This is a genomic window from Collinsella sp. Sow4_D11, assembly GCF_052116465.1.
Classification (GTDB): Bacteria; Actinomycetota; Coriobacteriia; order Coriobacteriales; family Coriobacteriaceae; genus Collinsella.
This window is the reverse complement of record NZ_JBQKLA010000012.1, coordinates 1-17,685: the sequence shown is the minus strand read 5'-3', so window position 1 is coordinate 17,685 and position 17,685 is coordinate 1. Positions and strand designations below refer to the sequence as shown.

Here is a 17,685-nt window from a genome sequence, read left to right as displayed (position 1 = left end):
TCAAGCAGCCCACGCAATTCAGCCCACTAAAGTATCGAACACAAAAGCCTCGATGCTCCGGCAACATCAGCGTTCACATTGTTGCGCTAGATTAATTTAGTACTCTCCAGCTTTTCGATAATCCAGTCGTTGGCTTTGATGACCGGACGGCGGAAGACCACACCCAGGGCCAGCGACGGAATCAGATAGCTCGCCAGAATACCCAGCTCAACCCAGTACTCCATATGGTAGGCGCCAGCCATGGCAGCATGCATGGCATTGATGCCATGGGTAAACGGCAGGAACGGATAGATCGCCTGGAACACGGGGCCGGTCATCTCGATGGGGAATGTACCGCCCGAACCACCGACCTGCATGACCAACAGCACGACAGCGAGCGCCTTGCCGATATCGCCAAACGAAACCGTAAGCGTGTAGACGATATTGGAGAACACGAGACTCGCGATCCAGCCCGCCAGCACAAACTGCAGCGGGTTGTCGCACTGGATTCCAAAGAACAAGATATCGCCGGCGCACACGAGCGTCGCCTGCAGCAAGGCCAAGCCGCCAAAGAACAAGTAGCGGCCCAAATAGATCTCGTGCAGGCGTACGGGGATGAGCTCGTTGATAAGCTCATCGTCGACCGAGACCTTCATCATGGCTGCCAGCACAATCGAACCCACCCACAGCGACAGAATCGTATAGAACGGCGCCATGGCCGAACCGTAGTTGCGGATCGGATAGACCGGCTTGCGGTCGAGCGCGACGGGGCCGGAAAGCGACACGGCCAAACCCTCGGGATCGTTGCCGATCATCGTCTTAATCGTCGCAAGATCATCCGACATCAAGGCACCGTCGAGCTCGTCCTTAAACGCGCCGATCTTGTCCGACGCCTCGCCCAGCTGATCGGAAACCCTGTTGACCAGCTTTGCAGCCTTGGAGAGGCCCTTTGCCAGCGAACCGGATGCATCGGTCAGGCCGTCTACGGCGCTATCCAAATCGCCCGAGATACCATCGAGCGAGTCTAGAATGCCCGAGACGGTCTTCTTGAGCTCCTTGGCCTTAACCGAGAACGTGGAATCGTAATCGGATTTGGCTCCCGCAATGCCGGCCTTGGCATCGGCGATGGCCTGATCGACCTCGGCACGCGTGCTGTTGACCTCTGCCATGCTGTCAGAAAGGGACTTAGCAGTTGCCGTCAGGTCCTTGGCGTTGTTGCGATACTCCACCGCGATCCTGCCCAGCGATGTTGCTACAGACTTAAGGCTCTCCTGGAGCTTTTCGTCACTGACCTGCTCGGCAAAGCCGCGGAGCTGGTCGGCCGTGGCGTCGATATCGTCGGCACGTGTATTGAGCGCCGCCGCGGCATCGTTGAGCTGGGACACCGTAAGGTCCACATGCTGGTTTGCGGTGTCGAACGCCTTCGCGAGCTCGGCAGACACATTGTCGAACGAGCCCGCGCTTCCGTCAATCGCCGCGTCAACGGCATCGTTGGCGGCCTTGAGCGCTTCCTTGGAATCATTGATGCCGCTCTTGGCGTGTTCCATCAACTGCTTGGTCGACTCATCGACGGTACCCGTCTGCTGGAGCATACCGCTCGCCGACGTCAGCGAATCGGACGTGGAGCTCAAAATGCCCGCAAGCGACGTTGCGCTGGCCTGAACGCCCTGCAGGTCCTGGACCGAATCGCCGAGCGTCGAGGACAGGTTGGCGATAAAGTTGCTGACCTGGTCGGTGCTCATGTAATCGAGCAGGCTGGACACCGTCTTAAGACCGATGCTCGTAATGGTCTCGGTAAAAGTTTCGTTAACCTGGCTTTGAACGGCGTTCGAACCCTTCTCGGTCACGATCTGCGCGATGGCGTTGGCCTTCTGGTTCTCGTAAAACTCGATATCGGCGTGCTTCACCTCAGTCGAGAAAAGCGTCATCATGTCGGCGCTAAACGTTTTAGGGATAACGACGGCAGCGTAGTACGCGCCCGACTTAACGCCCTCGATCGCCTTATCGCGGTCGTTGAGGACAACCCAGTCGAAGTTCTCGTTGCCGCGCAGGGTGGCGGTTACGTTTTCGCCCACGTTGACCTCGACGGGAATCAGATCGCTCTCGTAGCCCTCGTCGGTGTTGACCACGGCAATCTTAAGATTGCCGGTGTTGCCGTACGGATCCCAGCTGCCGGCGATGTTAAACCACGCGTACAGACACGGCACGATAATGAGGCCCATCACGACAATCAGGCCGATCACGGAGCGAGACACGTTTTGGACATCGCGCTTAAACAGATGCAGGATGTTCTTCATTTATGCCTCACCTCCTTTGGAGTGCTTGCCAAGCGCGGTGGTATCTCCATCATTTGTGGCTGTGCTGTCGCTGCCCTGAGATTTATGGTGCGATCCTATATGCGGCAAGCGGCCCGCGGACTGATCGCCGCCCTTGGCACCACGCTCGCTGGCGTTGAGGCCAAACATGTGGCGGGCGGCAGGAATGGCGGCCGTGTGTTCGCGCATCTCGCGACGCAAGTCCTCATCCGAAAGCGCCGAGATGCGCATCTGGGTATTGAGGCTCGCGCGGATATATTCGATATTGATAAGCCAGCCGCAGATAGCAATAACCGAGATGATCCAAATGACAAGCAGGATGATCTTGCCGTTATTGTCGATATCGAGAACCGTCGACAGGACAAAGAGCAGGACCTGAACGCCCACCACGGCGGCAAAACCGCCCTTGATGTAGTAGGGGTAACGGTGCTCAAAGGTCACCGCATGGTCGAGCAGTTCGCGACGGTACGAATCAGAATCGAGCATGACACGCATGGCCGTGCGCAGCGAGTAGCGCTGGCGCGGCAGGTCGTTGGACTCGCAAATCATCATACCGGTCGTGGAAAGCTGTTTATCAAAGAGCAGGTTAAGGTTGAGCAGCAGCGGACGCAGCTGCAGGCCGATAAAGAGCGCCACGATCAAGAACACGCCCAGAATGCACAGGTTAAACAGGTAGTTGAACGAATACATGCCGCCGACCGTCTCGCGCAGCAGATTGATGCCGTAGGTAAAGGGCAGCAGCGGATGCAGCCACTGGAAGAAGCCGGGCATCATCTCGATGGGGTACATGCCCGAAGAGCCCGGAATCTGCACAATGACCAGGATGACGCCGATCGCCTTGCCGATATGCTTAAACGTGGTGGACAGCGCATAGATAATATTGACGTAGGTGAACGAAATGGCGATGCCGCCCAGCACGAACAGCAGCGGGCTGACGCACTGCACGCCAATCACCAGATCGCCTACCGTAACGATAATGGCCTGGAACGCGCCCAGGATCACCAGTAGCAGCCAGCGGCCAAAGTAGCCCTGACGCGCGGTAAAGCTGCCGATGCCTTCGCGGTCGACCTCGAGCTTGTAGATAGCGATAAGCACGTAGCCGCCCACCCAAAGCGCCAGATTGGTATAGAAGGGAGCGATGCCCGAGCCAAAGCTCTTGACCGGGAAAATTGACTTGGAAGTCAGCTCTACGGGAGATGCCATAAAGTCTGCCACGTCATTGACGTCGACACCCATCAGTTCAGCCAGCTCGCCCATGGACTCGGAGGTCTGCAGCGCCGCAATGTCGTTGGCGGCGGTTGCGAGCTTGTCCTGGACCTTGGCAAGCGAGGCATCGGTCTGGGACAACGTGGTCTTGGCCTGACCGAGCGTAGCGTTGAGTTGCGAAAGTGTACCGCGCGCACTTGCAATAGCAGGCGTGAGGCCAGACACGATTCCCGTCAGATCACCCGAGACGGCGGCAAATGAATCAAGCGCGCTCGAGGCCTTCGGCAGCGCGTTTTGACCCAGGTCCGTCTGGGCCTGGCCAAGGTTAGTCGCACCAGTCTGGATTGCGTTATTGATAGCGTCGCTGGCACCCGAGACAGCCGCGGCGTCATTCGCCATGGCGCTCGACTGCGCAGACAGACTATCCTTGATGCTCTGAAGCTTTTCATTCTGCTCGCGGAGCAAATCGATGGTCGATACAATGCGCGCGTCAATTTCCTCGGAACCTGTCGACGTGTCATTAACGAGAATTTCCAAGTGCCCGATAACGGCCTTATTGTGGTCGATCGTCGCCTGGAGAGACTCAAGCGAGTTGTCGATACGGGTGGTCGTAGATGCGACCGTGCCCGTCAGCTTGCCAATCGCAGCGTTCGCGGAGGCTGACGTCTTGGTGAGCGCAAGGCTGCCTTCCGAGAGCGCTTTGGAGAGCGAGGTGATGGAATTACCCGCCGTGGCGCGAGCCTCGCCCAGCAGGTCGTTGCCCTGGGAGATCGCCTGCGTCAGCGACGGCGCCTGACCCTGTAGACCGGCAAGTGCTGCATCTGCCGAGGCAATGGAACCACTCGTCTTATCGATGGCGGCATTCATGTCGCCAATCGAACCACGCACCTCGCCCAAGGTATCGGATGCTTCGGACACCGAACTTGCCAGCGAATCCTGGGTCTGGGTTGCCTTGTCCTTTAAATCGACTCCGGCATCCTTGGCGATACCGGCAACAGTCTCGCCCGCCGTGGAGACAAATTCCGAGTTGATCTGCTCCTCGATGGTGCTTGCACCGGTGTCGGTAACCTTGGGCGCAATAGCGCTCTTCTTCTCATTGACGTAGTACGTAAGCTTGGGCTGATGGTAGTTGCCGTCGAGCATCGAAACCAGGTTATCCGAGAAGTTCTTGGGGATTACGATGGCCGCATAGTACTCGCCGCTCTCGACGCCCTCTTTAGCATCGGCCGCCGAATCGACGAAGGTCCAGCCCAGCCGATCGTTCTCCTTGAGCTGATCGACGACCTTATCGCCCGCGTTGAGCTCGCCCACCAAGTCGTTTTGGGTGCCCTGATCGTTGTTGGCGATGGCAATCTTGATACCCTGGGTGTTTCCGTACGGATCCCAGTTTGCCACGATGTTGTACCAGGCATACAGCGAGGGAATAACGCACACGCCGAGGGTAACCACCAGGGCGACGGGATTCACAAGCAGTCGCTTAATGTCGCGCTTAAATATCGCAAAGGAGACCTTTGCATCGGATAGTTTGCTGCCGAGACTCACGCTTGGACCATCCATCCTGTCGTTGAATCGAATCGTACTATCGATAACCATTGTACGAAGGCGTTTTAACGTCTCGATGCACAATGGTATTGAGTTTTGCGGGTAGCAATATACTACGAAGATGAGTTAACGTACAGTTGTACAGTATCTTAAATTCCCGCAGCTCCCAAAACCACAACCCGCACAAATTAGCAATCCAACTAGTCATTGGGGACGCTCTTAAACGACCAGTCAAACAAGAACGTCCCAAACGACTAGTTTGGACCACGGTAACGTCGATGTTTTGGCAATGCCAGCGAGCGGGCACCAGAGCGAACAAATTGGCATGAAAAGAGGACGGCATAGACCTTCTGGTCATGCCGTCCTCTTTGAATGACAAGTTGTAGCTCTTGTGGCCCCGCACCGTCGACCGGTCCGCCGTTCGTTAGAACGGCGGAACTGAGGGCAGCGTCGAGCCGTTACGCGGTTTGGTAAAACCGCGTAACTACCTAATTACATAAGCTCGCAGACAGCCGCCGCGAAGGCAACGGGGTCCTCGGGCAAAATACCCTCGACGAGCAGGGCCTGGTCGTAGAGCAGGCCGGAGTACTGCTTAATCTTGTCGGCATCGCCCGCCTTCTGGGCAGCGACGAGCTTGGCGAAGACCGGGTGCTTAGCGTTGAGCTCGAGCACGCGCTGGCTCTTGGGCATACCGTCGGCCGCGCCCTCGGGACCCTTCTGAAGCACCTTCTCCATCTCGAGCGAAAGCGGGCCTTCGGTGGTGATGCAGGCGGGAGCATCGGTCAGGCGCGCAGAGACAGCGACCTTCTCGACCTTGTCACCGAGTGCCTCCTTCATGGCGCTAAAGAGGTCCTCGTTCTCCTTAGTTGCGTCCTCGGCCTCCTTCTTCTCGTCCTCGGTCGCCAGGTCAAGATCGCCGGTAGCGACATTCTTGAGCTCCAGGTGACGATCCTCGACCTCGGGCTCGGCACCGTCGGCAACAGCCTTCTCGGCAGCCTCGCGGGCAGCGTCGTCCTCGTAGATCTTGGGCATATCGACGGCAACGTACTCACGCATAGCCTGGAACGTGAACTCATCTACATCCTGCGTCAGCAGCAGCACGTCATAGCCGCGGTCGAGCACACCCTTTACCACGGGCATCTTGGCCAAGCGCTCACGCGAGTCGCCAGCGGCGTAGTAGATGGCCTTCTGATCTTCGGGCATGCCCTTGGCATACTCGGCCAGGGTAATCATCTTCTGCTCCTTGGCAGACCAGAACAGCAGCAGGTCGGCGAGCTCATCGGCCTTCATGCCATAGCTCGAATAGATGCCGTACTTAAGGCCACGGCCAAAGTTCTCAAAGAACTTCTCGTAGGCCTCGCGGTCGTTGTCACGCATATCCTCAAGGTCGGCGGTAATCTTCTTTTCCACACGCTTGGCGATAGCCTTGAGCTGACGGTTCTGCTGCAGCGTCTCGCGCGAGATGTTGAGCGACACGTCGGCGGAATCCACGACGCCGCGGACAAAGTTATAGTAGTCGGGAAGCAGGTCGTCGCACTTCTCCATGATCAGGACGTTGGAGCTGTAGAGCGCCAGGCCCTTCTCGTAGTCCTTGCTGTACAAATCGAACGGCGCGCGGCCCGGCACAAACAGCAGGGCGTCGTACTCGAGCGTACCCTCGGCGTGGAAGCTGATGGTGCGCGCAGGATCGTCAAAGTCGTGGAACGTAGACTTGTAGAACTCGTCATAGTCCTTCTGCTCAACATCGGAGCTGCGCTTCTTCCAGATCGGCGTCATGGAGTTAACGGTCTCGAGCTCCTGGTAGTCCTCGTACTCGGGCTTGTAATCCTCCGGCGCGTCCTCGGGCTTGGGTTTCTGGCGGCTCTTGGAGACCATCATTTGGATCGGGTAGCGCACATAGTTGCTGTACTGCTGAATCAGGCTCTTGAGGCCCCACTCGGTCAGGAAGCGATCGTAGGTCTCGGCCTCGCCATCGGCGTCGAGCTTCTCGTTCTCGCGCAGCGTCAGGATGACATCGGTGCCGTGCTCGGCGCGCTCGCCGTCCTCGATGGTATAGCCCTCAAGACCGTCGGATTCCCACACATGGGCGACATCCTCGCCATAAGCGCGGCTGACCACCTTCACGTGGCTGGCGACCATAAAGGCCGAGTAGAAGCCCACGCCAAACTGACCGATGATGTCGACATCCGAACCCTGCTGCTCGGCGTTCTCGGTCTTAAACTCCTCGGAGCCGGAATGGGCGATGGTGCCCAGGTTGCGCTCGAGCTCCTCGGCGGTCATGCCAATGCCGTTATCCGAGATGGTAATGGTGCGGGCGTCTTTATCAAAGGAGACGCGAATAGCCAGGTCGCCCTGGTCGAGCTTGACGCTCGGATCCTGCAGGCTCTTAAAGTTGAGCTTGTCGACGGCGTCGCTCGCGTTAGAAATAAGCTCGCGCAGGAAGATTTCCTTGTTGGTGTAGATGGAGTTGATCATGAGGTCGAGCAACTTTTTGCTCTCGGTCTTAAATTGACGCATGTGCAGTCCTTTCGCGCTACCCCCGTCCGCAAAAACAGCCCGGTTACCCGAGCCGTATCGCAGACCTGCTATGTTCAGACTTAGATTTTATAACCCATTAGCGCGCATATATACATGCGGAATCGAAAAACTGTATGTCCGAGCACTCCGATGCGCCAATTGCCGAGGAGTGTCCCCAACTGTCGACAGAAAAGGAACGTCCCTATCTGCCATCTACGCGCTTGGCCATCCAGGCATGGGGCTGGCCCTCGTCTTCGTAGTCAACCGGGGCAATTTGTGTGTAGCCAGCCTTTTCATAGAGCGGCAACACGTATTCCTGCGCGTGCAGCTTAATTAGTCTAGCGCCAGCATCGCGTGCGCATGTATCGCTGGCCTCGACGATCGCGCTTGCCAATCCGCGACGACGCATAGCCGGCAGCACGGCGACGCGCCCCATAATGTAGGTCTCCCCCGCGGCGACGCCTTCGTCCAAGTCGCACGCCGGTGGCACCGGAGCCTCCGCATCTGCCGCGCGCTCCAGCTCCTCGGGAAACACGCGCGAGCAGCCGGTGAGTTGGCCATCCACATACAGCGTCACATGGATGCAGCCCGGGTCCTCGTCAATCTGGTCAAACTCGTTTTCATAGCCTTGTTCGTCCATAAAAACGGCGCGGCGCACCAGCGCCGCGTCCTCAAAGCAACCTGTCTTAAGTTGGATATCCAAGGCGGCCCCTTTATCGGTGTTCTTCGCCTTAGCCATGCCTATTTACCACCTTTCATAGCCGGAATTCGGCCAACAACGGGAATACCCAGGAGCTCTTCTGCCTCTTCGGCACCGCGGATACGCATGTTGAGTATATCTGCCAAAACAACGTAGGCAATTGCGATAAAGACGCCGGCAAGGAACGCAACGGCAACATACAGCAAGCGCTTGGGGCCGCTCGGAGACTCAGGGGTCTTGGCTTCATCGACCACGTTAATGCTCTGGGCGGCGCCAACATTCTGGGCGACCGTGCTTACCGAGTTGGCCATTGCCCTTGCAACCTTGGCCGTCTCCTTGGCATCGGTACCCGTCACCGAAAGCGTAATGACGCGCGTCGTAGTCTCGGACGAAACGGCAATCTTGTAATCATCCAAATCGGAAAGGCCCAGATCCTTGGCGGCACCGCTCTTAACGCTATCGCTGTCGAGCAGCGTGGCGATATCGTTGGAAAGCATCTGGCTCGCCGAAAGGTCGTTATAGCTCATCTGACCGCCGTCGGTCTTAGCGAGAATGTACATGCTCGTCGTGGCGGTGTAGGTATTGTCCATCATGGCAAAGGACGCGATACCCATGACGATCGCACAGACCACCGGAAGGGTAATGACCAGCTTGAGATGCTTTTTAAGCAGCTGGAACAATTCGAGAAGGGCCATGCAGCGTGCCTTTCAGTTCCCGAGTTCGTATTGACAAAACTGTCCATTTGTTATCGCATCTTTTTCCCATGTCCAAACTCTATACATAAGCTACAGCGCTTATAACAATCTTGCGCAACAATAACGCCGCACCGGCAACCCCGATGCGGCGTTTACATCAAGGCCAGCGGCCAAGCGCTATGCAAACGGCTCTTTCTGCTGTGCGGGAAACGTCACCGTGATGGTTGTCCCCACTCCCGGCTCACTCGACAGGTCGATATTGGCATGATGGTACAGAGCGGCGTGTTTGACGATCGCCAAACCCAGGCCGGTTCCGCCACGCGCCTTAGAACGACTCTTGTCCACGCGATAAAAACGCTCGAACACTTTACCCTGCTCCTCGGGCGCAATACCGATACCCGTATCGGCAACAGACAGGTACGGATGACCCTCGTCATTGGTCCCGCAGCGCAGCGTGACCGTACCGCCAGGTCGGTTGTAGCGAATGGCGTTGCTTGCAAGGTTGTAGATCAGCTCGTCAATCAGGCGCGGCACGCCTTCGATCACCATGGGCTTCGTCTCGTGCCCAATGGTCACATTCGACTGCCGGGCAACTTGCTCAAGACGCTGTTCCACCGTCAAAATGGCGCGAGAGAGCTCGATGGGTTCTGTGGACCCAATGGGCACCGCCTCGCCCTCGGATGCTCGCTCCGCCTCGTCCAAGTTGGAAAGCGTAAGAATGTCGTTGACGAGCGCTGCCAGGCGGCCCGCCTCGCGATAGATGCGGCCACCAAAGTTGCGCAAGTCGTCCTCGCCCTCAACCATGCCGTTTGCAATAAGCTCGGCATAGCCCGAAATCGCGGTAAGCGGGGTCTTGAGCTCATGGGTGATATTGGCCGTGAACTCGCGGCGCATTCGGTCGTTGTCCGCTAGCACCGCCATTTGGCGCTTGAGTTCCTGGCGCTGCGACTCGATACGCTCAAGCATGGGGACCATCTCGGCATAGGCGTGCTCATAGCTACGGCGTGGGTGGTCCAAATCCACCTCTTGCAACGGCGCGATGATTGCACGGGACTCGCGGCGCGCCATAAAAAACGAGAGTATTGCACCCGCTGCTGCGATAAGCAGCATCGGCGCCACCATCGACAGCAAAATCGCCGCAACGCCAGGCTGGGCTTGCGCCAAGCGGACAACCTGGCCGTTATCAAGGGCGACGGCGCGATACAGCATAATCTCGTCGAGCGTAGAGCTTGCACGCTCCGCGGAACCCAAACCACTCTCAAAGGCCTCGATGACCTCGGGGCGATCGCCATGGTTGGGCAGTGAGGAAGGCGACGCCTCGTTGTCGTAGGCAACCGATCCATCCTTGTTAATCAGCGTAATGCGCAAGTCCTCGCGATCGAGGCTACGCAAGAACGGGATGGGCTCCTGCTGTTCGTCGAGGGCGGCAGCAATGAGCTCGGTTTCCTGCGCCAGATTGGCACTCGTGGCATCCGCCAAGGTGTTTTGCACAAAGAACGCACCCAGCACCGTAAACGCCACGATAACCGCCATGGCGCAAACAAAGATCGTCACAAAAACGCGGTGCGACAGCGTATGTTTTCCCTGGGGGGCGAAGACCACGGGTTACTCCTCCGATGCGGTGGCCGCGGTGTCGTCACCTTCGGCACCGTCACCGGCAGAAGGCTCGGCCAAGCGGTAGCCCACGCCGCGCACGGTCTCGATGGCGCTGGCATGCTCGCCCAGTTTTTGGCGAAGCGTCTGCACGTGCACGTCAACGGTGCGCGAACCGCCGTCGAAATCCCAACCCCACACGCTCTGCAGCAACGACTCGCGGGTAAAGACCACGCCGGGCTTGCGCATGAGGTACTCGAGCAGGTCGAACTCGCGCAGGGTGAGCTTAAGCGGCTCGCCGGCAACGGTCACCTCGCGATGGCTGGGCGAAAGCACGATATCGCCCACGCTGAGCACATCGCTCGCCTGCTTGACCATGCCGCCGCGACGCAGCAGTGCGCGGCAGCGGCTCGCAAGCTCCATGAGCGAAAACGGCTTAGTCAGATAATCGTCGGCACCGCCATCGAGCGCCATCACCTTGTCGAGCTCGGTATCCTTGGCGGTAAGCATCATGATGGGCACCGTCTCCGTCAGGCGATCGGCACGCAGGCGACGCATAATCGCCAAGCCATCGGTATCGGGCAGCATGATATCGAGCAGCACGGCATCGGGCACCCGTCGCGCCACGGCAGCCTTAAACTCACCGTCGCACGAAAAGCCTTCGGCCTCGATCCCCTGCTTGCACAGCGCATAGACCGTCAAATCCCTGATGTTGTCATCGTCCTCGACGTAATAGATCATGTTGAACCCCTTTGCGGCCGGCATGACCGCATCTTAATCCTAAAGGTACCTTTACTAGATGGTATCAGCCAAAACGTCCCGTCAAATAATCTGCCGTACGCGGGTCGGTAGGATTTTTGAAAAGCTGAGCGGTGGGCGCGTGCTCCACCAACTCACCTAGCAAGAAAAACGCGACGGAATCGGATATGCGCGCCGCCTGCTGCATATTGTGTGTAACGACCACGAGCGTGCAGGTCTCTTTGAGCTCGCAGGCCAGCTGCTCCACCACGAGCGTCGACACGGGATCGAGCGCCGAGGTCGGCTCGTCCATCAACAGAATATCGGGCCGCACGGCAAGCGCACGGGCGATGCACAAACGTTGCTGCTGTCCGCCCGAAAGCCCCAGACCAGACTCCTTGAGTTTGTCCTTGACTTCGTCCCACAGGGCAGCGCGGCGCAGGGAATCCTCGACCAGCTCATCCAGCACAGCGCGATCGCGCACACCCATGCCGCGGGGGCCATAGGCGACGTTGTCGTAGATGCTCATGGGAAACGGGTTGGGGCGCTGGAACACCATGCCCACGCGCTGACGAAGGCGGCAGATGTCGTAATCGCCCAGGATATCTTGACCATCGAGCGCAATCTTGCCCTCGATGCGGCAGTCCTTGATGCCGTCGTTCATGCGGTTAAAGCAACGCAGCAACGTCGACTTGCCGCAGCCCGAAGGACCGATAAACGAGGTAATCTGCTTGTCGCGGATCTTGATGGACACATCCTTAAGCGCGTGGTGATCGCCATAGAACAGGTCGAGGCCCTCGACATCGATGCGCGTCGGCGAGGCGGCAAGGTCCTCTGCCGTGGGGCGAGTCGCATCCCCAACTTCGCGCTCATGCGCGGCCTCGGCCTGCGCTTCCATTAGCTCCTCGAGCTCCGTGGGCCCCACAGCCGCAGCAGCCGTCATACCGCATACCTCCACATCGATATCAAATCAGCAGTATCGATAGTAAAAATCGCAGCTCATATATGCGTGAGGGTATTGTCAAGTATTTGTAAGGACCTCCTCGATACGCGACGGGCAATCATATCGACCGTGCACACCCAAGCGTCCGCTCAGACACGAAGATAAACCTTACGCGCCAAACCCCAAGCGGCACAGCCGGTAAACGATATACTCTAGAGCCAAAGGAGACCATCCCGTCGAAAGCGAAATCAGTGAAGCATCTTACCCCTCTTGTAAAGCGTTCCGCGCAGCTGACCGTTGGCCTTGCCTGCGCCGTCGCCCTTGTCGCCGGTATTCCGTCCGTCGCCGGCGCCCAAGTGCTCACGACCGATAACATCTGCGGCAAAGCCGCCGATGCACGCGGCATTGCAGCCGAAGACCTGCCCGATATCGATGCCTCCAATGCGTTTGTCATGGGTAAAAACGGCACCGTCTACTATGCCCGTAGCGCTGACGAGCAAGTCAAAATCGCCTCGATCACCAAGGTCATGACTGCAATCCTCGCGGTCGAGAACTGCAAAATGGACGAGAAAATCACCGTGAGCAACGCGGCGGCAGCCGTAGGCAACTCGACCGCGGGACTCCTCGAAGGCGACGAGCTCACCGTCGAGCAAGCGCTGCGCGGCCTGATGATCCCCTCAGGCAACGACGCCGCCATCGCGCTTGCCGAACACGTGGGCAAAAAACTTGACCCCAAGACCAAAGATGCCGTCGCTACGTTTGTAAAAGCCATGAACGAGCGGGCCAAGAAGCTCGGCTGCACGGGAACGCTCTTCGAGAACCCGCACGGGCTGGATTTTGACGAATGGGCCGGCGATATGCATTCAACCGCACACGATGTGGCATTGATGATGCAAGAGGCCATGAAGGACGACACGATTCGCGAAGTCATGGCGAGCAAAGAGCCCTGGATCGAAGTGACGGGCGCCGACGGCTCCGATCATTCGCATTCCATGGAAACGCACAATGTTTTATTGGACCAAGACGGCAATATCGGCGGTAAGACCGGCACCACCGACGATGCCGGATACTGCTTTGCAAGCGCCTACAATCGCGATGGCGACGAGATCTATACCGTTGTCTTGAACTCCAGCACCACCGACCAGCGTTTTGCCGATACGGCCACACTTGCTAGTTGGTATTACGACCACAAGGTAACGGTCGAAATCGCCAATACGCAAAAGAAGACCGCCAACGGAAACCCGCTGATGGCACGTGTCAGTCAAACCGACTGGACAGACAAAACGATCGACGCCACGCTTGCCGACCCCACCGCGCAGGCAACGGTGTTCTCACTCGCCGGCGAAGTGACCGAAAAGGTTAGCTACGATGACCTTTCGGGCACGGTGCATGTTGGCGATAAGGTGGGCAGCGTTACGCTTAAGCAGGACGGCACCAAGATTGCCGTCATGGACCTGGTTGCCGACGAGGAAGGAACGGGGCCCAATCCCATCGAGTGGCTGCTCGTGAAGCTCGACCGCCTGGGCCGCCGCATCGACAACCGCCCGCTCACAGCCGAGAGCGAGACCGTAGCCAAGGCTCCTGAGGTGTAGGGCCAAAGCGATATCACATCGAACCAAATGAGGCGTCCAACGGGGCGCCTCATTTTTTGAGGGTTCGAATCCCCAGCTAACGTTCTCCATACCAAAAAGGGCCCCTTACGGAGCCCTTTTTCAAATTCGTACTGGCGGAGAGCTGGGGATGTCCGGGCATGCTACGCATGCCCTCCGGCTTCAAAGCCTAGCGGCTTTTCGCCCACGGGCTACAAACGCTTTCGCGTTTGCTTAACGCCCGTGCCCTCTCGGGTTCGAATCCCCAGTTAACATTCTTCTAATCAAAAAAGGGCCCCAAATGGGACCCTTCTTTCAAGTCATACTGGCGGAGAGCTGGGGATTCGAACCCCAGATGCCCTTTTGGGGCATACTCGCTTAGCAGGCGAGCACCTTCGGCCTCTCGGTCAGCTCTCCGTAACAGCCGTTCCATAGTAACCAAACAGTCGAGGATGGGCAAGGGGGATTTTCAAATTGCCCAGCAGCCTTTCCTCCTTGCAAGCTTCGCCTATCCCAACGACCGGCTGAGGGAGCCGAGCTCATCGTTTCCCATCGTGCGCCACATTTGGAAGATGCAGACGCGTGCCAGGAAAAAGAACCCGTTATCGACCAGCTGCACAGCAGCGTCTGCCAGCTGGTTAGACACGGCGGGCACCGGCGGCAGTTCGAGCCCCGCCTTACTGATGGTCTCAACCGCTTCCTCGAACGTCGGTGGCTCATTGACACCCATCTCGTTCATAAGGCCCTGCATTTCCTCCAGTGCGTTGCTACCCGACTCCTCGCCGCGCGGTACCAAGCGGTAGCACGCCAACGCCAGCTCGAGCTGATCGCAGTTCCAGTAGGCAAACGCTAGGCGATAGAACAGGTAGCCGATTGCGGAACGGTCACTGGCAATGCGCAGGCCGTGGCGCGCCACCTCAATGACCTCGTCATAGCGCTCCAGACGCGCCAACACGTTGATGAGTGCAAAGTGTGATTGCATGGATGAGCGCGCCAGATCGTAAAGATGACGCACCTCGGGCAATGCCCGCTCAAAATCCTCCTGATCGGCGTAAAAGCTGCAAATCTCATGCTGGGCAAAGTACAGCGCATCGGGAGCGCGCAAAATACGAACGGAGCGGTCTTCCTCCATTACCGGCAGCACCATACGCACCAGTTGGTTGTCGCAAAACAGCGTCTGGACTGGTCCTGTCGCCAAAAGCTCGGCAACGGCGCACTTGGCCTCCAGCTCCTCAACAAGACGGGAAAAGCCCTCAAACGCACCCGCGCGGTCGACTTTTGCCCGCTCGCGCAACTCAGCGACGCGCGCCACATACGGGTCATCGCCCTCCTCCATAACCTCAAGCTCATCAGCCGTATCGGCAAGCAGCAGGTCGCGCAACGCCGGCGGCAGCGAACGGTGGTCGTCACGCGGGCGAGCATGAACCTCAGCGGGCTCAATCGCATCCGGCGCGTCCGACTCATATGCCTCAAGCATGCGCTTGCACGGCATATCATCCATATCCATGCTTTCAAAATTCTTAGCGGCGGGAACGCAATTGGCCAGATAGGCCGCACGCCCAAAGGAATATGTTGCAACAATGCGCTCACCCTGCTCGCCATCGGGAGCCGCAATCTGAACGTAGCAGCGCGTAATGCTGGCACCGGCAGCAAAACAAGCCGCTGCTAGCGTGAGCGCCACGCGCGCATCGTGCTCGGTGGCCCATGCTGCGCGCTTAGGCTCATCCAACTCACGCCAGACGTCATCCTGGGCGTCGTATTCACGTTGGGGCATGGCGTCCACGACCGAGCGCCCAAACCGAACGAGCATAATCCCCTCGGCAACGTTTGCCCGATAGGTATAGTCAAGCCGCGTGACAACGTTGAGGGCTTCGACCGCGCGCGCAAAACGGGTGCGCACGTCCCACTCACCGCCTGGCTGGCAAGCTACCGTACCCGGTTTGCCCCACGGGTTGTCACTCGAGGCCGTATCGAGCAGTCGGGGAACATCGCTGGTCGTCTTGGCGATATGCCACGCGTCAAAGAGCGCGCAGCCCTCAAGGCTCGGCGAGGATGCCGCAGGGGCCAATCCGGCCCCGATGCGCTCAAGGATGCCGGAGAGGCGGTTAAGACGACACTCGATAGCAAGCAGCATGTCAATCTCGTCTTGGTCCAGCAGGCTACGATCAAAATTGAGATAGAACAGCTTTGAGCGGTCGATACGCGCTAGACCCATCTCGGACTTGGCAGCGATGGTGCGCAGTCGGGGCAAATCGACCTCGCTCATAAGGGCGGCGGCATAACGCTCGATACCACTCGGATTATCGGCATGGTCAACGCGGTAGAGCAGTGTCTCGATAGCATCGGGGAGCGGTGCCGTGTTAAAGCCCAAAAACACCTCGACCGGCTCGGGCAACTTTACGAGTTTGATCTTGTTGGCGGTGTTTTTTATACCCTCATCGAGCTCGTCGGCAGGTACCGTGTTCGCAAGGGCGTTTTTGGGGTCGGCAAATATCACGTAGCGCAAGAACATCGAGGCCATAAACTCGCCATAAGGGAGAGCACGGCTCGAATTCCATGTCTCGTGGTCGGACTGCTCACGCATGGCCCCTTCGGGAGAGCCGACCGTTCGCGCGCAAGCGCGCATTGCACCGTTGGCTCCCCGCACCAAAATCTCGCCAACACTGGAATCGGACTCGTCAAGGATCAATTTCATGTCGGGGTTCTTGGGCAATGGCACTTTCTGAACAGGGCCGTCAACCTTATAGACCTCACCTGACACGCTCACGTAGCCCAAAAGCGATATGTGGCTTTTGCCTACGAATTCGACGACGTAGCAAGACTCTTTAGGATCCTCGCCAAAAACTTTCCAGACAACACCATACGAGCGCCCCGCGGGTTGCTCTGGCATCGATGGAAAACGCTTTTTGGGGTCGAGAAACCTGAGCTTGTATGTCGGACGCTCTGCCACGAAATATCACCCTGATCGGTCGTCTAGCGAAGGAGTGGTCGCGGACGGACCGCGACATCTACTCGGAATCTTACACGAGTCGATAAGAAATAGTCTCCCGCGGGCGGAGGCGCACGATTCCAGTCGAATGTCTGGGGTCGAATGGCGGCGTAAAAGAAAAGCCCCCGTCGCCGGAGGCTTTAAGCTCAATTGGTGCGGCGTGCAGGATTCCGCGCATCCGCTTCGCGGATCCGCACCGGCTTCGCCCGCCTGCCGGCGCGCTCGCCCGCTCGCTAAAAACGCTCCGCGTTTTCTTTACGCTCGAGCCTCGACCGAGGTTCGAATCCATGCATGGCTTCCAAAAAAGAAAAGCCCCCGTTGCCGGGAGCTTTAAAGTCAATTGGTGCGGCGTATAGGATTCCGCGCATCCGCTTCGCGGATCCGCACCGGCTTCGCCCGCCTGCCGGCGCGCTCGCCCGCTCGCTAAAAACGCTCCGCGTTTTCTTTACGCTCGCGCCTCGACCGAGGTTCGAATCCATGCATGGCTTCCAAAAAAGAAAAGCCCCCGTTGCCGGGAGCTTTAAAGTCAATTGGTGCGGCGTATAGGATTCGAACCTATGACGTTCTGATTCGTAGTCAGACCCTCTATCCAGCTGAGGTAACGCCGCAACGCACGGATTATTATGCACGCGAGGCCCCGACGGGTCAAGCGACAATTTGAAAAAATTTTACGATGTGGCGATTATGCTGCTCGCGCCTCGACCGAGGTTCGAATCCATGCATGGCTTCAAAAAAGAAAAGCCCCCGTTGCCGGAGGCTTCAAGTTCGATTGGTGCGGCGTATAGGATTCCGCGCATCCGCTTCGCGGATCCGCACCGGCTTCGCCCGCCTGCCGGCGCGCTCGCCCGCTCGCTAAAAACGCTCCGCGTTTTCTTTACG

At 58.1% G+C, this 17,685-nt stretch carries 11 protein-coding genes and 2 tRNA genes; 2 read left to right on the top strand and 11 right to left on the bottom strand.

Going from position 1 to position 17,685, the window contains the following annotated elements:
- Positions 1-86: 86 nt before the first annotated feature.
- From ACTQ40_RS06340 to pstB, 8 genes are all read right to left on the bottom strand, one after another.
- Positions 87-2,276, bottom strand: a complete 2,190-nt coding sequence (locus tag ACTQ40_RS06340; protein WP_441563632.1) for a YhgE/Pip family protein — start codon at positions 2,274-2,276, stop codon at positions 87-89.
- A complete protein-coding gene (locus tag ACTQ40_RS06335; protein WP_441563631.1) occupies positions 2,277-5,042 on the bottom strand; it encodes a YhgE/Pip family protein in 2,766 nt (921 codons plus the stop codon). It lies immediately after the preceding gene.
- A gap of 492 nt (positions 5,043-5,534) precedes the next feature.
- The gene (htpG, locus tag ACTQ40_RS06330) at positions 5,535-7,559 is read right to left on the bottom strand and encodes a molecular chaperone HtpG (protein ID WP_441563630.1); all 2,025 of its coding nucleotides are present in this window, start codon (positions 7,557-7,559) and stop codon (positions 5,535-5,537) included.
- Between the two features lie 202 nt (positions 7,560-7,761).
- Positions 7,762-8,298, bottom strand: coding sequence for a GNAT family N-acetyltransferase (locus tag ACTQ40_RS06325; protein ID WP_427794314.1), 537 nt, complete (start codon positions 8,296-8,298; stop codon positions 7,762-7,764).
- A gap of 2 nt (positions 8,299-8,300) precedes the next feature.
- The gene (locus ACTQ40_RS06320; protein ID WP_441042482.1) at positions 8,301-8,954 is read right to left on the bottom strand and encodes a YveK family protein; all 654 of its coding nucleotides are present in this window, start codon (positions 8,952-8,954) and stop codon (positions 8,301-8,303) included.
- A 177-nt stretch (positions 8,955-9,131) separates the two neighbouring features.
- On the bottom strand, positions 9,132-10,556 hold the full coding sequence (locus tag ACTQ40_RS06315) for a sensor histidine kinase (RefSeq protein WP_441563629.1): 1,425 nt from the start codon (positions 10,554-10,556) through the stop codon (positions 9,132-9,134).
- A gap of 3 nt (positions 10,557-10,559) precedes the next feature.
- On the bottom strand, positions 10,560-11,288 hold the full coding sequence (locus ACTQ40_RS06310) for a response regulator transcription factor (RefSeq protein ID WP_441563628.1): 729 nt from the start codon (positions 11,286-11,288) through the stop codon (positions 10,560-10,562).
- Between the two features lie 64 nt (positions 11,289-11,352).
- Positions 11,353-12,228, bottom strand: a complete 876-nt coding sequence (gene pstB / locus ACTQ40_RS06305; RefSeq protein ID WP_154517678.1) for a phosphate ABC transporter ATP-binding protein PstB — start codon at positions 12,226-12,228, stop codon at positions 11,353-11,355.
- 251 nt (positions 12,229-12,479) lie between these two features.
- Between pstB and ACTQ40_RS06300 the strand changes: the two genes are divergently transcribed.
- Positions 12,480-13,820: a D-alanyl-D-alanine carboxypeptidase family protein gene (locus ACTQ40_RS06300; RefSeq protein ID WP_441563627.1), complete on the top strand. Its 1,341-nt coding sequence runs from the start codon at positions 12,480-12,482 to the stop codon at positions 13,818-13,820.
- A gap of 323 nt (positions 13,821-14,143) precedes the next feature.
- Here ACTQ40_RS06300 and ACTQ40_RS06295 read toward each other — a convergent pair.
- The 3 genes from ACTQ40_RS06295 to ACTQ40_RS06285 form a co-directional block, all read right to left on the bottom strand.
- A tRNA-Ser gene (locus tag ACTQ40_RS06295) sits at positions 14,144-14,234 on the bottom strand.
- A 91-nt stretch (positions 14,235-14,325) separates the two neighbouring features.
- Positions 14,326-16,512 carry a tetratricopeptide repeat protein gene (locus ACTQ40_RS06290; protein ID WP_441563626.1) on the bottom strand — a complete coding sequence of 729 codons (2,187 nt, stop codon included), beginning with the start codon at positions 16,510-16,512 and terminating at the stop codon, positions 14,326-14,328.
- 825 nt (positions 16,513-17,337) lie between these two features.
- A tRNA-Arg gene (locus ACTQ40_RS06285) sits at positions 17,338-17,414 on the bottom strand.
- A 49-nt stretch (positions 17,415-17,463) separates the two neighbouring features.
- On the opposite strand from ACTQ40_RS06285, the gene ACTQ40_RS06280 reads away from it, so the two are divergent.
- On the top strand, positions 17,464-17,685 hold a 222-nt coding region (locus tag ACTQ40_RS06280; RefSeq protein WP_441563625.1), incomplete at its 3' end, for a hypothetical protein.

Coding starts and splice junctions, on each gene's coding strand:
- ACTQ40_RS06320 (WP_441042482.1), bottom strand. CDS start 8,954: ATGGCCCTTCTCGAATTGTTCCAGCTGCTTAAAAAGCATCTCAAGCTG.
- ACTQ40_RS06325 (WP_427794314.1), bottom strand. CDS start 8,298: ATGGCTAAGGCGAAGAACACCGATAAAGGGGCCGCCTTGGATATCCAA.
- ACTQ40_RS06290 (WP_441563626.1), bottom strand. CDS start 16,512: ATGAAATTGATCCTTGACGAGTCCGATTCCAGTGTTGGCGAGATTTTG.
- ACTQ40_RS06340 (WP_441563632.1), bottom strand. CDS start 2,276: ATGAAGAACATCCTGCATCTGTTTAAGCGCGATGTCCAAAACGTGTCT.
- pstB (WP_154517678.1), bottom strand. CDS start 12,228: ATGACGGCTGCTGCGGCTGTGGGGCCCACGGAGCTCGAGGAGCTAATG.
- ACTQ40_RS06310 (WP_441563628.1), bottom strand. CDS start 11,288: ATGATCTATTACGTCGAGGACGATGACAACATCAGGGATTTGACGGTC.
- htpG (WP_441563630.1), bottom strand. CDS start 7,559: ATGCGTCAATTTAAGACCGAGAGCAAAAAGTTGCTCGACCTCATGATC.